This is a genomic window from Nocardiopsis sp. NPDC055879, from assembly GCF_053615935.1.
In genome coordinates this window covers 221,722-241,044 of record NZ_JBSHCT010000002.1, presented here as the reverse complement: position 1 = coordinate 241,044, position 19,323 = coordinate 221,722, and the positions used below count along the sequence as shown (strand labels likewise).

The window sequence follows — 19,323 nt, the reverse complement described above, 5'->3', positions numbered from 1 at the left end:
GGGCCCCCGGTCTCGTGGTGCCCGGTGCCTCACCGGATCCCACGAGGCCAGGGGCCCCTACGAGCGCGACCGCCTTTACGGAAGCAGCAGGCTGAGCACGATCCAGACCACCGGACCCGCGATCAACAGGGAGTCGATGCGGTCCATCAGACCGCCGTGGCCCGGCATGAACCGGCCCATGTCCTTGACCCCGAGGTCGCGCTTGAACAACGACTCGATGAGGTCGCCGACCGTGGCGGCCAGCACCACGGCCAGACCCAGGACCACGCCGACCCACCAGGGGCCGTCCAGCATGAGGGTGACGCACAGCGCCCCCGCCACCGCACAGCCGATCACGGAGCCGCCGAAGCCCTCCCAGGTCTTGTTCGGGCTGATCACCGGCGCCATCTTGTGCCGTCCCAACAGGATCCCGGCGAAGTAACCGCCGATGTCACTGGAGATCGTCACCACGATGAACACCACCAGGCGGTACTGTCCATCCTCCGGGTGCGCGATGAGCAGCATCCAGGTGGCCAACAGCAGCGGCAGGTACACGAGGGTGAACAGGTTCGCCGACGCGTCGGCGACGAACCCCTCCGCCCCACCGCGCAACCGCCAGACCAGGCAGGCGATCGCGGTGACGGCCGCGATGCCCACCAACCATTCGGCGCCGCCGAAGTAGGCTCCGGCCTGCATCGCCACACCGCCCACGGCCAACGGGACCACGGCCAGGGTCATGCCCTTGCCGCCGAACGCCCGGTTGAGTTCGCGGAGACCGATCAGCGTCCCGAGGGACGTGATGATCGTGAACAGCTGAGGCCAGGGGAAGACCGAGAAGAAGACGAGCGCGCCGAGGACGCACCCGCTGGCGATGGCCACCGGGAGGTTGCGACCGGTCTTGACCGGGGCACCTCCCGGCTTGTGCAGCACGAAGCGCTGCCCGGCGGACGTGTCCGTCTCCGAACGGGGACGGTCGTCGGGTCTGTGCTCCGGCGAGTGGTCATCGCCTCCGGAGCCGTTCGAAGGGTGGTTCACCGACTAGACCTCGAGAAGTTCCGTTTCCTTGTGCTTGAGCAGCTCGTCGACGGTGCCGACATGCTTGTGCGCGAGCTCGTCCAGTTCGGACTGGGCACGGTGGGCCTCGTCCTCACCCAGGTCACCGGACTTGACGGCCTTCTCGAAACCGTCCTTGGCGCGACGTCGGACGTTGCGGATGGCGACCTTGCCGTCCTCGGCCTTGGTGCGCGCGACCTTCACGTACTCCTTGCGACGCTCCTCGGACAGCTCCGGGAAGACCACGCGGATGACCTGTCCATCGTCGGAGGGGTTGACGCCCAGGTCACTGTTGCGGATCGCGTTGATGATCTCGGTGCGCGCGTTGATGTCGAACGGCGAGATGACGACCATGCGCGGCTCGGGCACCGAGAAGGAGGCCAGCTGGTTGATCGGCGTGCGAGCACCGTAGTAGTCGACGGTGATCTTGTTGAAGGTGGCCGGGGTGGGCCGACCGGTACGGATCGTCGCGAAGTCCTCCTTCGCCACGGTCACGGCCTTCTCCATCTTCTCCTCGGCCTCAAGGAGGGTTTCTTCGATCATTGTGGGCGCTCCCGGATTGTCGGCTGGGTGTTCGTGGCTTGGAGTGCGTGGCCTCGGCCACGCCGCAGGACGGTCTCCCGCCCTCGTCAGTCGGAGGTCGGACCGACGATGGTGCCGATCTTCTCACCGCGGACGGCGCGCAGGATGTTGCCCTGGCTCATCAGGTCGAAAACGACGATGGGCAGCCCGTTGTCCATGCACAGGCTGACCGCGGTGGCGTCCATGACCTTGAGGCCGCGGGTGAGGACCTCGTTGTAGTTGAGCTTGTCGAACTTGACCGCGTCCGGGTTGCGCTGCGGGTCGGAGTCGTAGACCCCGTCGACCTGGGTGCCCTTGAGGACCGCCTGGGCGCCGATCTCCAGGGCGCGCTGGGCGGCGGTGGTGTCCGTGGAGAAGAAGGGCGCACCGAGACCGGCACCGAAGATGACCACTCGGCCCTTCTCCAGGTGACGAACGGCCCGACGCGGGATGTAGGCCTCGGCGACCTGGCTCATGTGGATCGCGGTCTGCACACGCGTGTCCACGCCGAGGCGCTCAAGGAAGTCCTGGAGGGCGAGGCAGTTGATGACGGTGCCGAGCATGCCCATGTAGTCGGCGCGACCGCGCTCGATGCCGCCCTCGGTGAGCTGGGCGCCGCGGAACATGTTGCCGCCGCCGACGACCACGGCGACCTGGATGCCCTCGGACACCGCTTCGGCGATGGACTCCGCCACGTACTGGACGACCTCGGGTTCGATGCCCAGACCGCCACCGCCGGCGAACGCCTCCCCCGAGAGCTTGAGCATGACACGCTTCCAACCGGAATCGTGCATGGGCGTTTCGGTGGTCATGGCTTCGTTCTCCGACACGGCCTGCGGCCTCCCTTGTTGTTCCCGAGTGGCACAGGGTCCCCCGAGTGCTCCTGCTGCGGACGGTCCGAACAAGATCTGCCCGAAACCCGCCCATATCCACCGAAAGTGCCGGGGAGATTCCGTCTCCCCGGCACTTCCATCATGTCAAAGCCCCTAGGCCTGGCCGACCTTGAAGCGAACGAAGCCCTTGACCTTCACACCGGCCTCGTCGACGACCTTCTGGACGGTCTTCTTGTTCTCCTTGACGAACGGCTGTCCGAGGAGGGTGACCTCCTTGAAGAAGCCGTTGAGACGACCCTCGACGATCTTGGGGATGGCCTGCTCGGGCTTCCCCTCACCGCGGGTGGTCTCCTCGGCGATACGACGCTCGTTGGCGACGACGTCCTCGGGGACCTGGTCCTTGTCGACGTACTGGGGGGCCAGCGCGGCGATCTGCTGAGCGAGGTCCTTGCCGACCTCCTCGTCCACCTTGTCCAGCTCGACCAGGACGCCCATGGTCGGGGGCAGGTCCGGGTCGGACTTGTGCAGGTAGGAGGCGACGTAGGCACCGTCGAACTTGGCGATGCGACGGAGTTCGAGCTTCTCACCGATGACGGCGCTCTTGCCCTCGATGAAGGACTGCAGGGTCTTGCCCGACTCGATCTCGGCGGCGGCGATGGTCGCGAGGTCATCGCCGTCCTGGGCGGCGACGAAGTCGGCGACCTGGTCGGCCAGAGCGATGAACTGGTCGTTCTTGGCGACGAAGTCGGTCTCGCAGTTGAGCTCGATCAGGGTGGCATTGCCCTCGCCCTGGCTGCGCACGACGACGGTGCCCTGAGCGGCGGTGCGGTCCGCGCGCTTGTCCACGGACTTGGCACCCTTGATGCGCAGGGCCTCGACGGCCTTGTCGAAGTCGCCGTCGGCCTCGGTCAGCGCCTTCTTGCAGTCCATCATGCCCGCGCCGGTGAGGTCGCGCAGCTTCTTGACGTCCGCGGCGGTGGAGTTCGCCATGACTGTTCTCGGATTCCCTAGTGAAGTCTGGTCTGGAAATGGAGCGGTCCGGCGAACACCCCGCGGGCCGCCCCGCCGACGAAGGGCGGGGCGGCGCTCAGGCGTCGGTGCGCACCGGAAAGGTACTCAGCGGCGAACCGCTGATTCCCTACTAGGCCTCGGGGGCCTTCTCCGGGGCGTCGACCGGGGAGTCGGCGGCGGTGGCCTCGGCCGGAGCCTCGGCGGCGACCTCGTCGGCCGGGGCCTCGGTCACGGTCTCGGCCGGAGCCTCGGCCGCGGCCTCGTTCTTCTCCTCGGCGACGGTCTCGACCGGGGCCTCGGCGGCCTCGGTCTCGCCCTTGCCTTCGAGCAGCTCGCGCTCCCACTCGGGCATGGGCTCCTCGGCCGCCTTCTCCTCGGTCGCGCCGGAGGCACCGGAGCGGACCAGGAGACCGTCGGCGACGGCGTCGGCGACGACGCGAGTGAGGAGGCTGACGCTTCGGATGGCGTCGTCGTTACCCGGGATCGGGTAGTCGACCTCGTCCGGGTCACAGTTGGTGTCGAGGATGGCGACGACCGGGATGTTCAGCTTGCGAGCCTCGCTGATCGCGATGTGCTCCTTCTTGGTGTCCACGATCCACACGGCGCTGGGCACGCGGGACATGTCGCGGATACCGCCGAGGGTGCGCTCGAGCTTGTCCTTCTCACGACGAAGGTTCAGCAGTTCCTTCTTGGTGAGCGTGGAACCGGCGACGTCGTCGAAGTCGATCTCCTCCAGCTCCTTGAGGCGCTGGAGCCTCTTGTGCACGGTGGAGAAGTTGGTGAGCATGCCGCCCAGCCAACGCTGGTTGACGAAGGGCATGCCGACACGACGAGCCTGCTCGTCGATGGCCTCCTGCGCCTGCTTCTTGGTACCGACGAACAGGATGGTGCCACCGTGGGCGACCGTCTGCTTGACGAACTCGTAGGCGCGGTCGATGTACGCCAGCGACTTCTGGAGGTCGATGATGTAGATGCCGTTGCGCTCGGTGAAGATGAAGCGCTTCATCTTGGGGTTCCAGCGACGGGTCTGGTGCCCGAAGTGGACGCCGCTCTCCAGGAGCTGGCGAATTGTCACGACTGTGGCCATGACCTGGTCCTCCTTGCGGTGGCGGAACGCGGGTTCCGCCGTCGGTTGTACCTGACGCCCCGCCCGCACCACCACACCGCGCGAGGCGGCGTGGACCGTGGGCACAGGCCCTCCCCCGAGGGAGGCAGGTGGGCGTGCGAATTATGGTTCGACCCTGGTGGGCCGAGAACGATTCTATCCTCCGCCGAGCACACCCCGGAACGGCTCCGTGTCCAGGGACGTCATCGACGTGGCGAAGGTTGTCCACAGACTCGGATCGGCTCTGGCGGAACACGTCCGCCGCACGCATCCTGGAAACATGACAGACCCCCGACTCTGGGTACTCCCGCTGTTCCTCACGCTCCTGCTGTTCCCCGTTCACCCGCTCCGAACCACACCGGCCGTCGCGTCCGTCCAGGGACCATGGCGGTGGCCGTTGGATCCTCCCGTGGAGGTGCTGCGCGGCTTCGATCCACCCGAGGAGCGCTGGCTGCCGGGACACCTGGGCGTGGACCTGGCCGCCGGGCCGGGGCAGAGCGTGTACCCGGCGGGGCCGGGCCGGGTACGGTTCGCCGGCAGTGTCGCCGGGGTGGGTGTGGTGAGCGTGACCCACGGAGAGACGCACACCACCTATTCACCGGTGGAGGCCTCCGTCTCCCGCGGCGATCCGGTCGCCACCGAGCCGATCGGCGCGGTGGCGGACGAACCACGTCACTGCGCGGAACGGACCTGCCTGCACTGGGGTCTGCTGCGCGGCCGTGCCTACCTGGACCCGCTCTCCCTGCTGGGACGTGGTGAGGTCCGTCTCCTGCCCGTCCCGGCGACGGCGACGGCGGCCCGGACCGTGTCCGTACGGGGCCGGTACGGACACGGGGCCGAGGGCGGGCGCGGGCACGACCACAGGGTCAGGCGCGCGGGTGGGCCTGTCGGTAGGCGTCACGCAGCCGATCCACCGAGACGTGCGTGTAGATCTGGGTGCTGCGCGGGCTGGCGTGGCCCAGGAACTCCTGCACGCTGCGCAGGTCGGCACCGCCGTTGAGCAGGTGGGTGGCGGCGCTGTGCCGCAGCCCGTGCGGGCCTCCCTCCACCCCGGCCGCGCGCAGGTGTGCGTACACGTCCTCTCTGGCCTGGCGTACGCCCAGACGTCCGCCGCGGGCACCGAGGAAGAGCGCGTCGGCGCTGCGGGGGTCGGCCATGTCGGGTCGACCACGGGAGATCCAGGCGTCGACCGCGTCCAGGGCGGGCCCACCGACCGGGACGGTGCGTTCCTTGTCGCCCTTGCCCAGCACCCGGACGGTGTCACGGGTTCGATCGAGGTCGGCCCGGTCCAGGGCGCACAGTTCGGCGACCCGGATCCCGGTGGCGTAGAGCAGTTCGACGACGGCGTGGCGGCGCAGTTCCACGGGGGTCTCCGGGGCGGGCCCGGACAGCGCGGAGCGCGCCTGTTCCTCGTCCAGGACCGCCGGCAGGTGGCGCTGCTGGGCAGGAGCGGACAACCGAGGCCCCGGGTCCACCGCCAGGACCCCCTCGCGGTGCAGGTACCGGGTGAGGGCACGCACGGCCGCCACTCGACGGGCGATGGTGGAGCGGCCCGCTCCCGCCTCTCGTGCCTTGGACAGCCAGGCCCGGATCAGGGGGACGTCGAGGTCGGCCGGGCCGGCGTCGTGCTCGTCCAGGTGTGCGAGGAGGGAGCGCAGGTCGGACAGATAACCGCGGACGGTGTGGGGCGAGCGCCCCAGTTCTCCGGTCAGGTGCCCGGCCAGCCGTTCCAGCGCCTGCGGACCGGTCAACCGCGGTCCCGGGGCAGGCAGGCGACGGCGTCGATCTCCACCAGGTAGCGGGGGTGGACCAGGCCGCTCACCTCCACCAGGGTCGCCGCGGGCAGGTGACCGTCGGGCAGGCATTCCAGCAGCGCGGCACGGAAGTCTTCGAGGTCGGTGATGTGGCGCAGGTAGTACGTCAACTTGACCAGGTGGCCCGGCCCCGCCCCGTGCCTGTCGAGGATCTCGGTGAGGTTCTGGAAGATCTGCCGGGTCTGCCCGGTGATGTCGAGGGCGATCTCGCCGTCGGAGGCCTCCGGGATCTGTCCGGAGACGAACAGGAGCGGCCCGTCGGCCAAGAGAGCGTCGCTGTACAGTTCTGCCATGTCGAAACCGTACCCGGGCGGATGTCCGGGTACCCGTCGGGTCGGGGTTCGGCCACGGCGCGGCTTCGGGCCCGGTGACTCATCCGCCCTCCTTTCCGCCGGGCAGGCGCCAGCCGTCGGGGCAGCGTTCGACCATCCCGGCGGCGGCGAGCATCCCCAGGGAGCGCATCGCCCCTTCCAGGCCCTCCCCGCAACGTCTGGCGACCTCGGCGGTGCCCACTCCGCGTCGGTCCACCACCGCGAGCACCCGGGCCGTCTCCGGATCGAGGTCCGCCGGGCCCGGCAGGGAGGTCTCCCCCACGGGAACGATCTGCTCCACCACGTCACCGACCCCGGTGACACAGGTGGCCCGCCCCTCCTTCAGGAGCCGGTGACAGCCCACGGAGGTCGCCGACGTGATCGGCCCCGGCACCGCCATCAGGATCCGGTGCAGATCGTTGGCGTGCGTGGCGGTGTTGAGCGCCCCGCTGCGCCGACCCGCCTCCACCACCACGGTTCCCGGCGTGAGCGCCGCGATGAGCCGGTTGCGGATCAGGAAGTCCTGCGCACGCGGGGAGCGACCGATCGGACGTTCGCTCACCAGTGCCCCCGCCCGGGTCACGTCGGCGAACAGGCCGGCGTGCCCGCGCGGGTAGTCCACGTCCAACCCGCCGGCCAACACCGCGACGGTGTGTCCGGCCGCCAGCGCGGACCGGTGCGCGGCCCCGTCGATGCCGTAGGCGCCCCCGGAGACCACGGTGAAGCCGCGTTCGGCCAACCCGTAGGCGAGTTCGGAGGCCACGTGCTCCCCGTAGGCACTGGCCGCCCTCGCACCGACGATCGCCACCGAACGCAGGCACAGGTTGCGCAGGTCCCCGTGGCCACGGACCCAGAGCCCATAGCAGTCCCGGTCCCCGGGCAGGTTGTCCAGCCGCCCCGGCCATTCGGGGTCTCCTGGAGCGACGAACCGCACCCCGGCCTCCGCCGAGTCCGCGAGCAGGCGATCGACGTCCACACGGACCGCCCGCCGGGCCCAGATCGCCCATCGGGGCGGTGGTTCGCCGTCCCATCCCGGCGGCGGCGCCCCGGCCACCAACTCCGCCCACACCCGCTCCGCCCCGTGCTCAACCAGCAACCGTGCCAGCCAGAGGTCACCGGGCCGCGCCACCGCCGTCAGTCCGGCCCGTGCCCGAGCCGCCTCCTCGTCCCCGCTCACCCCACACCCCTCCCGTCTTGGTCCGTCCCTCGTCCCATATCCGTTTCCGCCGCTCTCCGCCCTTCCGTCGCTCCCCGGTCTTCGCTTCGGTCGCCCGTGGCCGAGTCGATCACCAGGCGCGACCGGACCAGAGGGCGTACGCGTAGGCGGTCTCCTCCTCGCCTGGCCGGTCGCGTCCGGCCAGGTCGGCGAGGGTCCAGGCGACTCTCAGCGCGCGATCGACACCTCGGGCGCTGATCTGTCCGCGGTCCATGGCCAGGCCCAGCACCCGCAGGGCGTTGGGGGCCACCGGGAAGTCGCGGCGCAGTCGGGCGCCCGGGATGGCCGCGTTGGTGTTCCACGGGGTGTCGGCCAGGCGGACGCGAGCGCGGGCGCGGGCCGAGGCGACCCGTTCGGCCACCACCTCGGAGGACTCGGCGAAGGCCCGGTCGGCCAGCAGTTCGGCCCGGGCCACCGGTTGGAGTTCCACCTTGAGGTCGACCCGGTCCAGCAGGGGGCCCGAGACCCGGGAGAAGTACCTCCTGCGCTCCCCCGCCGGGCAGGTGCACAGGTTGCCCGGTTTGGCGCAGGGGCAGGGGTTGGCCGCCATGACCAACTGGAATCGGGCGGGGAAGGCGACGGTGGCGGAGGCCCGGGCGATCACCACCTCGCCTCGTTCGAGGGGTTCGCGCAGGGAGTCCAACACCCCACGACCGAACTGTGGCGCCTCATCGACGAACAGGACGCCCCGATGGGCCTTGGACACCCAACCCGGTCCCGGGTTACCACTACCACCACCGATGATGGCCGCGCGGCTGGAGGTGTGGTGCGGCGCCGCGAAGGGCGCTCGGATGATCATCGGGGCGCCGGACGGAAGCAGGCCGGCCACCGAATGGATGGCGGTGGCCTCCAGCGCCTCGTTCCGGTCGAGCCGAGGCAGCACCGTGGGCAGCCGTTCGGCCAGCAGGCTCTTCCCCGTTCCCGGTGGTCCGAGCATCATCATGTTGTGCCCGCCCGCGGCGGCGATCTCCACCGCCCGGCGAGCCACCGGCTGGCCCAGCACGTCGGACAGGTCCGGACCGTGGTCCTCGACGGCGGGCCCGGTCTCCGCCGGTTCCTCGGGTGGGTCCAGAACCTCACCGCGCAACCAGGAACACACCCCGGCGAGGTCGGCGACGGCGATCACCTCCACACCGGGGACCAGCCGAGCCTCAGCGGCGTTGCCGGTGGCCACCACGAACCGGGTGAATCCCTGCCCGGCGGCGGAGACCACCGCGGGCAGGACCCCGCGGACCGGGCGGGCTCGACCGTCCAGACCGAGTTCGGCGATGAGCACCGTGTCTTCGAGCCGGCCCGCGGGCACCTCACCGGCCGCGGACAACACCGCGCCGGCGATGGCCAGATCGAACAGACTGCCGGACTTGGGCAGGCTGGCCGGGGACAGGCTGATGGTGATCTGGCCGCTGGGCCAGTTCTCGGAACTGTTGGCGACGGCCGCGCGGATGCGATCCCTGGCCTCGCGCAACGCCGCGTCGGGCAGACCGACCAGGGTCACCCCGGGGTCGCCGCCGCCCAGGTGGACCTCCACCTCGACGATGTGCCCCTGCACGCCCAGCAGGGTGACGCAGTGGGTACGGGAGAGCGTCATCAGCGCAGCCCCCGCTCGTGCGACAGGAGCACCCGGCCCCGGTCGAACAGGACGCACACGCCGTCGACCCTGAGCGGGCCCGGGTGACGGCGGTGTGTCAAGGCCCAGGAACGCCCCAACGCCCGCAATCGGCGACGTTTGCGTTCGTCGATGGCCTCCAGCGGGTGGCCGTGGTGGAGGGAACCCCGGGTCTTGACCTCGGCGACCACCAGCACGGGCCCTTCCCGGGCCACGATGTCGATCTCCCCGGCGCCGTTCGGAGCCCGCCAGTTGCGGTCCAAGAGACGCATCCCGGCCCGCTCCAGGTACCGGGCGGCGAGCTCCTCACCGCTCCGGCCCAGGGTGTGCCGGTACTCGGCCCACTGTCGTAGCAAAGCGACCACCTCCCGTTACCACGGTCGGTGATCGCTTCGCTTCGCACCAGAGGGAATTTCCCGCCTGTGGACAACCCCGGGCTCACTCGCCGGGAGGCGGCCCCTCGGTCGGTGGCATCTCCAGGTCGGACTTGGTGATCTCCTCGACGTTGACGTCCTTGAACGTCACCACGCGCACGTTGCGGACGAACCGGGCCGGACGGTACATGTCCCAGACCCAGGCGTCCTCCATCACGACCTCGAAGTACATCTCCCCGTTCTCCGTGGAGCGGGGTTGCAGGTCCACGTGATTGGTGAGGTAGAAACGACGCTCGGTCTCCACCACGTAGCCGAAGAGGCCTACCACATCGCGGTACTCCCGGTAGAGCTGCAGCTCCATCTCGGCCTCGTACTTCTCCAGGTCCTCAGAACTCATCCGCTCGCTCGCTTTCGTCAGCACTCTCCGGTCGTGATGTGCCGGTCCTCCGACCGTGGACACCGCCGCCACCCGACTTCGTTCCCGTCGGGGAGGCGGACCACGCGTTCGGAGAACGCCGATACGATCCCAGATCCATCATGCGTCACGGAACGCGCTTTTGCGCACCGTCGAACGGATTTCCTTCGACTCTTCGGTCACCCGACCCCGTCCGAAGGTCCTCTGACGTCGAGCCGGTGGGCCCACCCCTACTCGGATTCGAGTTCCTCGAAGGCCGGCGGAACGCTCAGCGCACCGGCCTGGCCGAACGGCCAGATGATGACGAACGCCCGCCCCACCACGTGGTCGATCGGGACGGCGCCGCCACCTGGGTTGTTCTGGTTGGCGCGCGAGTCGTGCGAGATGGCACGGTGATCGCCCATCAGCCACAGGTGGTCCTCGGGGACCTCGATGGGCCCGAACTCGGTGTGACTCTCCACGCTGCCCGGGTAGAGGTAGGCCTCCTCGTCGAGGGGCTCGCCGTTGACCAGCAGACGGTTCTGCTCGTCACAGCACTCCACCGTGTCCCCCGGCAGGCCGATGACCCGCTTGATGTACTCCTTGCCGGAGGGCGCGGCACCGAGTTGCTGCTGCACCCAGGTGAACGCGCCGCTGACCGGGTTGGTGGGCTCGGGGATCTCCACGGTGTTCGGATCGTCCCACGACCCGTCGCCGTTGAAGACGATGACCTCACCGCGCTCGATGTCCCGAACCTGGTAAACGACCTTGTTGACGAGGACCCGGTCGCCGACGAGCAGGGTGTTCTCCATCGATGTGGAGGGAATGTAGAACGCCTGCATCAACCAGGTTCTGATCACGAACGCGAGAACCAACGCGATCACGATCAGAATGGGCAGTTCCTTCCAGAACGACCCCTTCTTGGCACTGTTCTGGGACTTGCTCATCGCCGCTTCCGCCTTCTCCTCCGACTCCTGATCCTCGGCTGCGGAGACACCACTGGCTCCCAGACCATCGTGGGTCTGGGAGCCAGTGGCGGAGCCTTGCTCCTCCGGGCCGGGCCGGGCGGAATCCTCGTCTTGGACCCCGTCCGTACCGAGGCCCTTCTCGTCTTCGTCCATCGGCCGAAAGCCTATCCTGCCTCCCACCTGGGCGGCACGGTTCCGGCCGGATGCGGTTACGAGAAGTGAGGTTACTTGGTGACGGGCTCGCGGCGCTCGCGGATACGAGCGGCCTTCCCGCGCAGCTCGCGCAGGTAGTACAGCTTGGCGCGACGCACGCGACCGCGGGCGGCGACCTCGTACTTCTCGATGGCCGGGGTGTGGATCGGGAAGGTACGCTCCACGCCCACGCCGTAGCTCACCTTGCGGATGGTGAAGGTCTCGCGGCTGCCCGCGCCCTGTCGGCGGATCACGACACCCTTGAAGACCTGGACACGGGTGCGGCTGCCCTCCGTCACGCGAACGTGGACGTTGAGGGTGTCACCCGGACGGAACTCCGGGATGTCGGTGCGAAGCTGAGCCTTCTCAAGCTCCTGAATGACGGTGTGCATCTCGCGAATCCTCATCGATAGCGCGCCGCGTCCTGCCCCTCGGCTGTTCCGAGGAGGGGGTTCGCGGGCGAGGCCCTATTGGGTCTGAACTGTGGAACCACCCGGTGACCGACACAGAGGCCGACGTCGTACCGCCGGCATGCGGATGCCTTGGGGTCACCGAGGGGGAACCCTCCCAGTTTGCCATATCCTCCGCGGCCACTCGAACCAACGGCGGTGTGGCCTTGGTGATCCTCCCGAAGGCCCGCCCCGAACCCGCCCGAAGTCCCGAGGGCCCCCGCTCAGTCCCCCGCTCAGTCCTGCGTCGTCTCCTCGGCGAGCACCTCGCGGTCGCGCTTGTCGAGGTTCTCGTCGGGGGTAGCGGCGATCAGGTCGGGACGGTTGCGCCCGGTCTTGCGCAGCGCCTGGTCACGGCGCCACCGGTCCACCGCTCCGTGGTTTCCGGACAGCAGTACCGCCGGGACCTCCTGGTCGCGCCAGACGTGCGGTTTGGTGTACACCGGGCCCTCGACCAGCCGTTCCATGCCGCCCGAGGCGAAGGAATCCTGGACGTGGGACTCGCGGTTGCCGAGCACCCCCGGCAACAGCCGGGTGATCGCCTCCACGATGACCAACGTCGCGGACTCGCCCCCGTTGAGGACGTAGTCGCCGATACTGATCTCCTCGACCGGCATCCGGCCGGCCGCGTCCACCGCCACCCGGGAGTCGATCCCCTCGTACCGGCCGCAGCCGAACACCAGGTTCTCCTCACCGGCCAGACGCTCGGCGTCGGCCTGGGTGAAGGGGCGTCCACTGGGGGTGGGCAGGATCAGCCTGGCCGGCCGGTCCGCGATGACCTCGTCGAGCGCCTCCCCCCACGGTTCGGGCTTCATCACCATGCCGGGGCCGCCCCCATAGGGGGTGTCGTCGACGGTGTTGTGCCGGTCGTGGGTCCAGGAGCGCAGGTCGTGGACGCGCACGTCGAGGAGGCCCGCGGTACGGGCCTTGCCGATCAGGGACAGGTCCAGGGGGGCGAAGTAGTCGGGGAAGATGCTGATGATGTCGATGCGCACGGCGTACTCGGTCTCGTTCGCTCGGCGACCGGGCGGCTTCGGCCGCTCAGTCGTTGGTGTGGAGGTCGAGCAGGCCGGGCGGCGGGTCCAGCGTGATCCGCCCCGCGGTCACGTCCACCTCGGGGACGATCGGGGCGACGAACGGCACGAGGACCTCGTGGCCGGCCTCCGCGGTGATCACCAGCACGTCCTGGGCGTAGTGGAGGACGTCGTCGACCGTTCCGATGGTCGTGCCGTCGGTGGCGACCGCGGTCAGACCGATGAGCTCGTGGTCGTGGAACTCGTCCGGATCGTCCAGGGGCGCGATGTCCTCGGAGTCCACCAGGAGGGCGGTGCCGCGCAGCGCCTCGGCGGCGTCGCGGTCGGCCATGCCCTTGAAACGGACGAGCAGCTTCCCGCTGTGTCGACGGATCGAGGCGATGGTGAGTGGTCCCACCGACCCGGGGTCGGTGTTCAGGACGGCGCCCTCCACGAACCGGGCCTCGGGGTCGTCGGTGCGCACCTCGACGGCCACGTCGCCGCGGATGCCGTGCGCACGGCCGATCCGGCCCACCACGAGTCGCATGAGTCCTTTTTCCTTCGATCGATACCGGCCCGGGAGCTCGACCGGGCGCCTCGGTGGCGCCTTGGAAGGCTTCGGGGAAAACCGTGCCCGGGCGCCCCACAGGGGTGCCCGGGCACGGGTGTGGGGCACCGACCTCTCGGCCGGCGCCCCGGGAGGCGCGTCAGCGCACTTCGTGCAGGTCCAGCAGGTCCACACGCACGTAACGACCACCGGCGAGCGCGCCGATGATGGTACGCAGTGCCTTGGCGGTGCGGCCGTTGCGACCGATCACCTTGCCCAAGTCGTCAGGGTGGACCCGGACCTCCAGGACCTTGCCCTTGCGGAGCCGCTTGGCTCTCACCTGGACGTCCTCGGAGTTCGCAACGATCCCCTTCACGAGGTGCTCAAGCGCCTCTTCCAGCACGATCAGGCCTCGCCCTCGGACTTCTTCTCGGCCTCGGCGTCCTCAGCCGGCTTCTCGGCCGGCTTCTCCGCCTTCTTCTCGGCCTTCTTGGTCTTCTTCTCCTGACCGGGGAGCACGAGCTCCTTCAGCGCGGCCTGGAAGGCGGCCTCCTTGGCCTCCGGGTCCTTGGCCTCGGCGACCTGGAGCGGAGCCGGAGCCTGCAGGCCCTTGAACTTCTGCCAGTCACCGGTCTTGCGCAGGAGGACCTTCACCGCGTCGGACGGCTGAGCGCCGACGGAGAGCCAGTACTGGGCCCGCTCGGAGTCGATCTCGATGAGACTCGGGTGCTCCTTGGGGTGGTACTTGCCGATCTCCTCGATCGCCTTGCCGTCACGCTTGTTGCGGGCGTCGGCGACGATGACACGGTACTGCGGCGTACGAATCTTGCCCATACGCTTGAGCTTCAGTTTGACAGCCACTGGAGTGGTCTTCTCCCGAAAACGGTGTTAGCGCCTGACCGGCGACCCACGTGGGGTTGTGGAACCCGTCGAGGCAGGACATGAGCGGCGGACTAGTTAGAGGGCCGGCCCACCGCCGTTAGTCGACTCCTCATTGTGCCAGACGCCGGCGGGTTCCTCGGCCAGGACCACGGACGAGTCCGGTCACATTCGAAAGCGCGGCCATCCCCCTTCGTGGGGAACGGCCGCGCCACCGATCACTTGTCGTCGTTCTTACCGAACTTGAAGTCCGAGAGGTCCGGCATGTTCGGTCCACCGAAGGCGGGCGGGAGGCTGGGCTGCTGCCCACCGCCGCCGCCCAGGCCCGGGGGCAGCTGCGGTGTCTGCGGCCCCTCCTCCTGGCGGCGCTGCCGCTCGGCGGCGCGCTCGGCCTCCTGCTGACGGGCCTTCATCGGGTTGCCGCTGCGCTGCTTGCCCTTCTTCGGCTTCTTGCCCTTCTTGGCCTTCTTGCCGCCGCCACCCGGCATGCCCGGCATCCCGGGCATCCCCGGCATGCCGCCGCCGCTCTTCATCTTGCGCATCATCTTCTGCGCCTCGAAGAAGCGGGTGACCATGCCGTTGACGTCGCCGACCTGGGTACCCGAACCGTTGGCGATGCGCAGCCGGCGCGACCCGTTGATCATCTTGGGGTTGGTGCGCTCGGCGGGGGTCATCGACTGGATGATCGCCTGGATGCGGTCCAGGGACTTGTCGTCGATGTTGTCGATCTGCTCGCGCATCTGGCCCATGCCGGGCATCATCCCGAGCAGGTTGCCGATGGGGCCGAGCTTGCGGACCATCTTCATCTGTTCGAGGAAGTCGTCGAGCGTGAAGTCCTCGTCCGAGGCCATGGTCGAGGCCATCTTCTCGACCTCGGCCTCGTCGAACGTGCGCTGGGCCTGTTCGATGAGGGTGAGGACGTCGCCCATGTCCAGGATGCGCGAGGCCATCCGGTCCGGGTGGAAGAGGTCGAAGTCCTCGAGTTTCTCGCCGGTGGACGCGAACATGATCGGGCGGCCGGTGAGGTGCCGGATCGACAGGGCCGCACCACCACGGGCGTCACCGTCGAGCTTGGTGAGCGCCACCGCGTCGTAGCCGACGCCGTCGAGGAAGGACTGCGCGGTGTTGACCGCGTCCTGACCGATCATCGCGTCGACGACGAAGATGATCTCGTCGGGCTCGACCGCGTCACGGATGTCCGCCGCCTGCTGCATCATCTCGGTGTCCACACCGAGGCGGCCGGCGGTGTCGATGATGACGACGTTGTGGTTGTTGCGCCGCGCGTGCTCGATCGACTCGCGCGCGACCTGAACCGGGTCGCCCACTCCGTTGCCGGGTTCGGGCGCGAACACCTGGGTGCCCGCGCGCTCACCGACCACCTGGAGCTGCGTGACGGCGTTGGGACGCTGGAGGTCGGCGGCCACCAGCAGCGGGGTGTTGCGGTCGTCCGACAACCACTTGGCGAGCTTGCCCGCCAGGGTGGTCTTACCCGCGCCCTGAAGACCCGCGAGCATGATCACGGTGGGGGGCGTCTTCGCGAAGCGGATCTGCCGCGTCTCGCCACCGAGGATCTCGACCAGTTCCTCGTTGACGATCTTGATGACCTGTTGGGCGGGGTTGAGGGCCTTGGAGACCTCTTCGCCGCGGGCGCGCTCCTTGATCCGCGCGATGAACTCGCGGACCACGGGTAGTGCGACGTCCGCTTCGAGCAGCGCGAGACGGATCTCGCGCGCGGTCGCGTTGATGTCCTCTTCGGAGAGGCGCCCCTTGCCGCGCAGCGAGGAGAAGACCGATGTCAGCCGGTCGGAAAGCGTCTCGAACACGAGTTCAGCCAGTCCTTCGTATCGGGAATGGCTTCCTAGCCTACCCGCACGTCGCCACCTGGGGCGCTGTGCGGGCGGGCGCGGCAGCCGGACGTTGGAGGGGCGGGAACCTTCGGTCCCCGCCCCGGTTCACGGGAGGGCTACGAGGGCTACTGGCCCTCCTCACCCTCCCCGGCGCCCTCTTCCGCGCCTTCCTCGGTTCCGTCCTCGGCGCCCTCTTCACCGGTGTCCTCGCCACCGGAGAGAGTGGCCTCATGCTGTTCGTTGACGGCGGCGATCATCTCCTCCTGCTGGGTGGAGGTCAGCCCACGGGTGGACAGAACGGCGTCGGCGTCGATGTTGTACTCCTCGGGGTCGGAGCTGGTGACGTCGTAGTCGACCCCGCAGGACAGGTCCAGGGTGCCGCCGGCCTCCAGCGCGCCGGACTCCGAGCACTCCTGGTCGCCGAGTTCCTCGTTGGCGAAGGTGACGTCCATGCGCACCAGGACGGTGCCGCTGCCGTTGTCACCGGCGTCGTGCACGGTGCCGGACCAGGTGCAGCTGGGCCCCTCGTCGCAGCTCATGCCGGCCTCGCCGTCCCAGGCCGCCTCGACCCGGGCGTCGCGAGAGGAACCGAGTTCCTCTTCCACGGCGGTGGCCAGGCCGGTGTAGAGCTCCTCCACCGCGGGTTCCTCGGCCGCTGCCAGGTCCAGGCGTACCTGGGGACCGCTCTCGGCGCCCTCGGGGACCAGTTCCTCGATCGCGATGCGCAGGACCTGGTTGGTCTCGGCGTCGATCCACAGCTGGTTGCGTTCGCCGGCGAGGTCGACCCGGTAGGCACGCGTGCCGTCCAGGTCCTCCTCCACCGCCTCGTCGCTCTCCAGTTCCATCGCCCCGAGGGTCTCGGCGAGCGAGGGCGGAGCGAGCGTGCTGGAGGGGTTGAGTCCGGCCTGCGCGGGCGAGGAACGCACCCAATTGCCCTCGAAGGCGTCGCTGTCGGGACCGAAGACGCTCCGGTCCAGCCAGAACTCCTCGTCGGCGCGCAGGAACAGCTTGCTGTCCGCGGCGAGTACCTCGGCCTCGGCACCGTTGACCTGGAAGGTGCCGCGGGTGGCCCCACCGTCGGCGACGGTGAGCTCGGTCTCCTGTACGTCCGCGCCGACACTGGCGGCGATCTGCCCGGTCGCGACCACGGCCGGGTAGTCGGCCAGGGCGGTCAGGGCCTCCTCCAGCAAGGGCGCGGCGTCGACGGGTTCCGCGGTCTCGGTGGCGGGCTCCTCCGCCTCGTCACCGCCACCGGAGCACGCGGCCAGTCCCAGCGCGGCGATGGTTCCCACCGCGGCGAGCGTGAACCGTCCGCCCCTGTGACCCCTTTTTCGAGTAACCGGCGCCATCTTGCCTCCTGCCCCCATCGGCTGAGGGGTGCTGATACGAATCGGCGTTGAAGTGAGTCATCGGGGAGGGATCGGGCTCTTGGCGGCCCGGCCTACCGTTCCCCGGCACGTGGTGAATCGGTGCGTGTTCCGTCGATGTCCCGGCGTATGCGGGAAGGGACCGTCGCACCGCTTCGAAAGGGTACCGAACCCAGACACGGGTCACTGCCAACAGTGCCACTTGATTACGTACACATATCCGACAAGCTGGGAGAACCGACGCCCGAAAAACCCCGGCATGCCCGTTTCGGACACATGGACGGGGCCGACGGGTCATGCCCGTCGGCCCCTGGATCGCCTCACCGCGTCAACGGATCGAGACCCTCACCTCGACGTTGAGGTCAGGCATCGACCCGCGGTGAGGTCGTCTCCCCACCCGGAGGCGTCGGAGAGGAGACCGCTTCCGGAGTTTCCGTGGCCAACGCGTCGAGCTCGTCGAAGGCGTAGGCCGATTCGGCGTGCAACTCGTGATCGAGGCCGTTGGTCTCGACCTCCTCGGGAAGACGGAAGCCGATGATGAGGTCGATCACCTTGGCGATGACCCACGTGAGGACGAACGTGTAGATCGTGACGCCGAGGACCGAGATGGTCTGGGCGGCCAGGAGGCCCGCTCCCCCGCCGGTGAACAGACCGGCGTCGCCGCCACCGGGCACCGCCGAGGAGGCGAAGAACCCGAGGGCCAGACAGCCGATCACGCCGCCGACCATGTGGAGCCCGACCACGTCCAGGGCGTCGTCGTACTTGAACCGGAACTTGAGGCTGATGGCGTAGGCGCACACGGCACCGGACAGGGCACCGACGAGTATCGCGCCGACCGGGGTGACGTTGGCGGCCGACGGGGTGATCGCGACCAGACCGGCGATGGCGCCGGAGGCGAAACCGAGGGCGCTGACCCTGCCGTAGCGGAGGCGCTCGACCAGCATCCACGCGGCGGTGGCGGCGGCGGTGGCGACCTGGGTGTTGACCAGGGCCAGGGCGGCCTGCTCGTTGGCGGCGTAGGCGGAACCGCCGTTGAAGCCGAACCAGCCGAACCACAGGAGCGCGACGCCCAGCAGGACGAACGGCAGGTTGTGCGGGCGCGTGGACTCCGAGCCGAAGCCCTTGCGTCGGCCCAGGACCAGGACCAGCGCGAGCGCCGCCGCGCCGGCGTTGATGTGGACGGCGGTTCCACCGGCGAAGTCGATGACCTCGGGCAGCCCGGTCCACTCGTGCATGCGCGCGACCCAGCCGCCGCCCCAGACCCAGTGGGCGACGGGGAAGTAGACCAGGAGCGCCCACACCGGGGCGAAGAGCAGCCAGGCGCCGAACTTGGCGCGGTCGGCGATGGCCCCGCTGATCAGGGCCACGGTGATGACCGCGAACATCAGCTGGAAGCCGGCGTCGACGAGCAGCGGGTAGCCGCCCTCACCGTCGGCGGCCGGCTCGACCTCGGTCATGATCCCGGTCAGTCCGACGTAGTCGAAGCCGCCGATGAACAGGTCCAGGGCACCGTGGCCGGGAGCGTAGGTCAACGAGTGCCCGATGAGCACCCACAGGACGCTGACGATCGCGATGCTGCTGAAGCTCATGAGCATCATGTTGAGGACGCTCTTGGCCCGCGACATGCCTCCGTAGAAGAACGCCAGGCCCGGGGTCATGAGCATCACCAGCGCGGCGCTCATCAGCAGCCACGCGGTATTGCCGGTGTCGATCATTTCGTCGCCTCCATGGGATGGACGGGTGAGGTCGTCTTTCGACGAGGGCACCGGTCGGCGAGCGCGTCTTCGGGCCCGTCTCGGATCAC

Annotated in this window: 20 protein-coding genes and 1 pseudogene; 1 reads left to right on the top strand and 20 read right to left on the bottom strand. The window is 69.1% G+C overall.

Going from position 1 to position 19,323, the window contains the following annotated elements; translation table 11 throughout:
* Positions 1 to 75: 75 nt before the first annotated feature.
* From ACWGKS_RS03305 to rpsB, 5 genes are all read right to left on the bottom strand, one after another.
* A complete protein-coding gene (locus ACWGKS_RS03305; RefSeq protein ID WP_358514376.1) occupies positions 76 to 1,014 on the bottom strand; it encodes a phosphatidate cytidylyltransferase in 939 nt (312 codons plus the stop codon).
* Between the two features lie 3 nt (positions 1,015 to 1,017).
* Complete coding sequence (gene frr, locus ACWGKS_RS03300; protein WP_358514378.1) at positions 1,018 to 1,575, bottom strand: ribosome recycling factor; 558 nt, start codon at positions 1,573 to 1,575, stop codon at positions 1,018 to 1,020.
* 86 nt (positions 1,576 to 1,661) lie between these two features.
* Positions 1,662 to 2,405, bottom strand: a complete 744-nt coding sequence (gene pyrH, locus ACWGKS_RS03295; RefSeq protein WP_067601899.1) for a UMP kinase — start codon at positions 2,403 to 2,405, stop codon at positions 1,662 to 1,664.
* Positions 2,406 to 2,579: 174 nt separating this feature from the next.
* Positions 2,580 to 3,416, bottom strand: coding sequence for a translation elongation factor Ts (tsf, locus tag ACWGKS_RS03290; RefSeq protein WP_358514380.1), 837 nt, complete (start codon positions 3,414 to 3,416; stop codon positions 2,580 to 2,582).
* 151 nt (positions 3,417 to 3,567) lie between these two features.
* Positions 3,568 to 4,524: a 30S ribosomal protein S2 gene (gene rpsB / locus ACWGKS_RS03285; protein WP_358514387.1), complete on the bottom strand. Its 957-nt coding sequence runs from the start codon at positions 4,522 to 4,524 to the stop codon at positions 3,568 to 3,570.
* A 298-nt stretch (positions 4,525 to 4,822) separates the two neighbouring features.
* Here rpsB and ACWGKS_RS03280 point away from each other — a divergent pair.
* Positions 4,823 to 5,218, top strand: a pseudogene (locus ACWGKS_RS03280) (peptidoglycan DD-metalloendopeptidase family protein); the annotation flags it as partial.
* Between the two features lie 190 nt (positions 5,219 to 5,408).
* On the opposite strand, the gene ACWGKS_RS03275 reads toward ACWGKS_RS03280, so the two are convergent.
* The 15 genes from ACWGKS_RS03275 to ACWGKS_RS03205 form a co-directional block, all read right to left on the bottom strand.
* Positions 5,409 to 6,293, bottom strand: a complete 885-nt coding sequence (locus ACWGKS_RS03275; RefSeq protein WP_358515212.1) for a tyrosine recombinase XerC — start codon at positions 6,291 to 6,293, stop codon at positions 5,409 to 5,411.
* Positions 6,290 to 6,649, bottom strand: a complete 360-nt coding sequence (locus ACWGKS_RS03270; protein ID WP_358515209.1) for a RidA family protein — start codon at positions 6,647 to 6,649, stop codon at positions 6,290 to 6,292. The genes ACWGKS_RS03275 and ACWGKS_RS03270 overlap by 4 nt, the downstream gene beginning before the upstream one ends.
* A gap of 79 nt (positions 6,650 to 6,728) precedes the next feature.
* Positions 6,729 to 7,844, bottom strand: coding sequence for a DNA-processing protein DprA (gene dprA, locus ACWGKS_RS03265; RefSeq protein WP_358515206.1), 1,116 nt, complete (start codon positions 7,842 to 7,844; stop codon positions 6,729 to 6,731).
* Between the two features lie 109 nt (positions 7,845 to 7,953).
* Positions 7,954 to 9,471, bottom strand: a complete 1,518-nt coding sequence (locus ACWGKS_RS03260; RefSeq protein WP_358515203.1) for a YifB family Mg chelatase-like AAA ATPase — start codon at positions 9,469 to 9,471, stop codon at positions 7,954 to 7,956.
* On the bottom strand, positions 9,471 to 9,845 hold the full coding sequence (locus ACWGKS_RS03255; protein WP_358515200.1) for a YraN family protein: 375 nt from the start codon (positions 9,843 to 9,845) through the stop codon (positions 9,471 to 9,473). The genes ACWGKS_RS03260 and ACWGKS_RS03255 overlap by 1 nt, the downstream gene beginning before the upstream one ends.
* Before the next feature lie 82 nt (positions 9,846 to 9,927).
* A complete protein-coding gene (locus ACWGKS_RS03250) occupies positions 9,928 to 10,260 on the bottom strand; it encodes a DUF2469 domain-containing protein (protein ID WP_304072742.1) in 333 nt (110 codons plus the stop codon).
* A 248-nt stretch (positions 10,261 to 10,508) separates the two neighbouring features.
* Entirely contained in the window at positions 10,509 to 11,378 is an 870-nt protein-coding gene (gene lepB, locus ACWGKS_RS03245) for a signal peptidase I (protein ID WP_358515197.1), read from the bottom strand.
* Positions 11,379 to 11,449: 71 nt separating this feature from the next.
* Positions 11,450 to 11,809, bottom strand: coding sequence for a 50S ribosomal protein L19 (gene rplS / locus ACWGKS_RS03240; protein WP_358515194.1), 360 nt, complete (start codon positions 11,807 to 11,809; stop codon positions 11,450 to 11,452).
* Positions 11,810 to 12,102: 293 nt separating this feature from the next.
* Entirely contained in the window at positions 12,103 to 12,861 is a 759-nt protein-coding gene (gene trmD, locus ACWGKS_RS03235; RefSeq protein WP_358515191.1) for a tRNA (guanosine(37)-N1)-methyltransferase TrmD, read from the bottom strand.
* 46 nt (positions 12,862 to 12,907) lie between these two features.
* A complete protein-coding gene (gene rimM, locus ACWGKS_RS03230; protein ID WP_358515188.1) occupies positions 12,908 to 13,426 on the bottom strand; it encodes a ribosome maturation factor RimM in 519 nt (172 codons plus the stop codon).
* A 160-nt stretch (positions 13,427 to 13,586) separates the two neighbouring features.
* Positions 13,587 to 13,829, bottom strand: coding sequence for an RNA-binding protein (locus tag ACWGKS_RS03225; RefSeq protein WP_067601808.1), 243 nt, complete (start codon positions 13,827 to 13,829; stop codon positions 13,587 to 13,589).
* Positions 13,830 to 13,831: 2 nt separating this feature from the next.
* Positions 13,832 to 14,287, bottom strand: a complete 456-nt coding sequence (gene rpsP, locus ACWGKS_RS03220) for a 30S ribosomal protein S16 (RefSeq protein WP_067601811.1) — start codon at positions 14,285 to 14,287, stop codon at positions 13,832 to 13,834.
* 236 nt (positions 14,288 to 14,523) lie between these two features.
* Complete coding sequence (ffh, locus tag ACWGKS_RS03215; protein ID WP_358515185.1) at positions 14,524 to 16,128, bottom strand: signal recognition particle protein; 1,605 nt, start codon at positions 16,126 to 16,128, stop codon at positions 14,524 to 14,526.
* Positions 16,129 to 16,277: 149 nt separating this feature from the next.
* Positions 16,278 to 17,501: a hypothetical protein gene (locus ACWGKS_RS03210; RefSeq protein WP_452455785.1), complete on the bottom strand. Its 1,224-nt coding sequence runs from the start codon at positions 17,499 to 17,501 to the stop codon at positions 16,278 to 16,280.
* A gap of 380 nt (positions 17,502 to 17,881) precedes the next feature.
* Positions 17,882 to 19,234 carry an ammonium transporter gene (locus tag ACWGKS_RS03205; RefSeq protein ID WP_452455784.1) on the bottom strand — a complete coding sequence of 451 codons (1,353 nt, stop codon included), beginning with the start codon at positions 19,232 to 19,234 and terminating at the stop codon, positions 17,882 to 17,884.
* Positions 19,235 to 19,323 lie beyond the last annotated feature (89 nt).

What these genes read in the sequence shown, in the direction of transcription:
- rimM (WP_358515188.1), bottom strand. Translation starts at nt 13,426, where the DNA reads ATGCGACTCGTGGTGGGCCGGATCGGCCGTGCGCACGGCATCCGCGGC.
- ACWGKS_RS03250 (WP_304072742.1), bottom strand. Translation starts at nt 10,260, where the DNA reads ATGAGTTCTGAGGACCTGGAGAAGTACGAGGCCGAGATGGAGCTGCAG.
- rpsB (WP_358514387.1), bottom strand. Translation starts at nt 4,524, where the DNA reads ATGGCCACAGTCGTGACAATTCGCCAGCTCCTGGAGAGCGGCGTCCAC.
- pyrH (WP_067601899.1), bottom strand. Translation starts at nt 2,405, where the DNA reads ATGACCACCGAAACGCCCATGCACGATTCCGGTTGGAAGCGTGTCATG.
- rplS (WP_358515194.1), bottom strand. Translation starts at nt 11,809, where the DNA reads ATGCACACCGTCATTCAGGAGCTTGAGAAGGCTCAGCTTCGCACCGAC.
- frr (WP_358514378.1), bottom strand. Translation starts at nt 1,575, where the DNA reads ATGATCGAAGAAACCCTCCTTGAGGCCGAGGAGAAGATGGAGAAGGCC.
- tsf (WP_358514380.1), bottom strand. Translation starts at nt 3,416, where the DNA reads ATGGCGAACTCCACCGCCGCGGACGTCAAGAAGCTGCGCGACCTCACC.
- ACWGKS_RS03205 (WP_452455784.1), bottom strand. Translation starts at nt 19,234, where the DNA reads ATGATCGACACCGGCAATACCGCGTGGCTGCTGATGAGCGCCGCGCTG.
- lepB (WP_358515197.1), bottom strand. Translation starts at nt 11,378, where the DNA reads ATGGACGAAGACGAGAAGGGCCTCGGTACGGACGGGGTCCAAGACGAG.
- ACWGKS_RS03260 (WP_358515203.1), bottom strand. Translation starts at nt 9,471, where the DNA reads ATGACGCTCTCCCGTACCCACTGCGTCACCCTGCTGGGCGTGCAGGGG.
- ACWGKS_RS03210 (WP_452455785.1), bottom strand. Translation starts at nt 17,501, where the DNA reads ATGGCGCCGGTTACTCGAAAAAGGGGTCACAGGGGCGGACGGTTCACG.
- ACWGKS_RS03270 (WP_358515209.1), bottom strand. Translation starts at nt 6,649, where the DNA reads ATGGCAGAACTGTACAGCGACGCTCTCTTGGCCGACGGGCCGCTCCTG.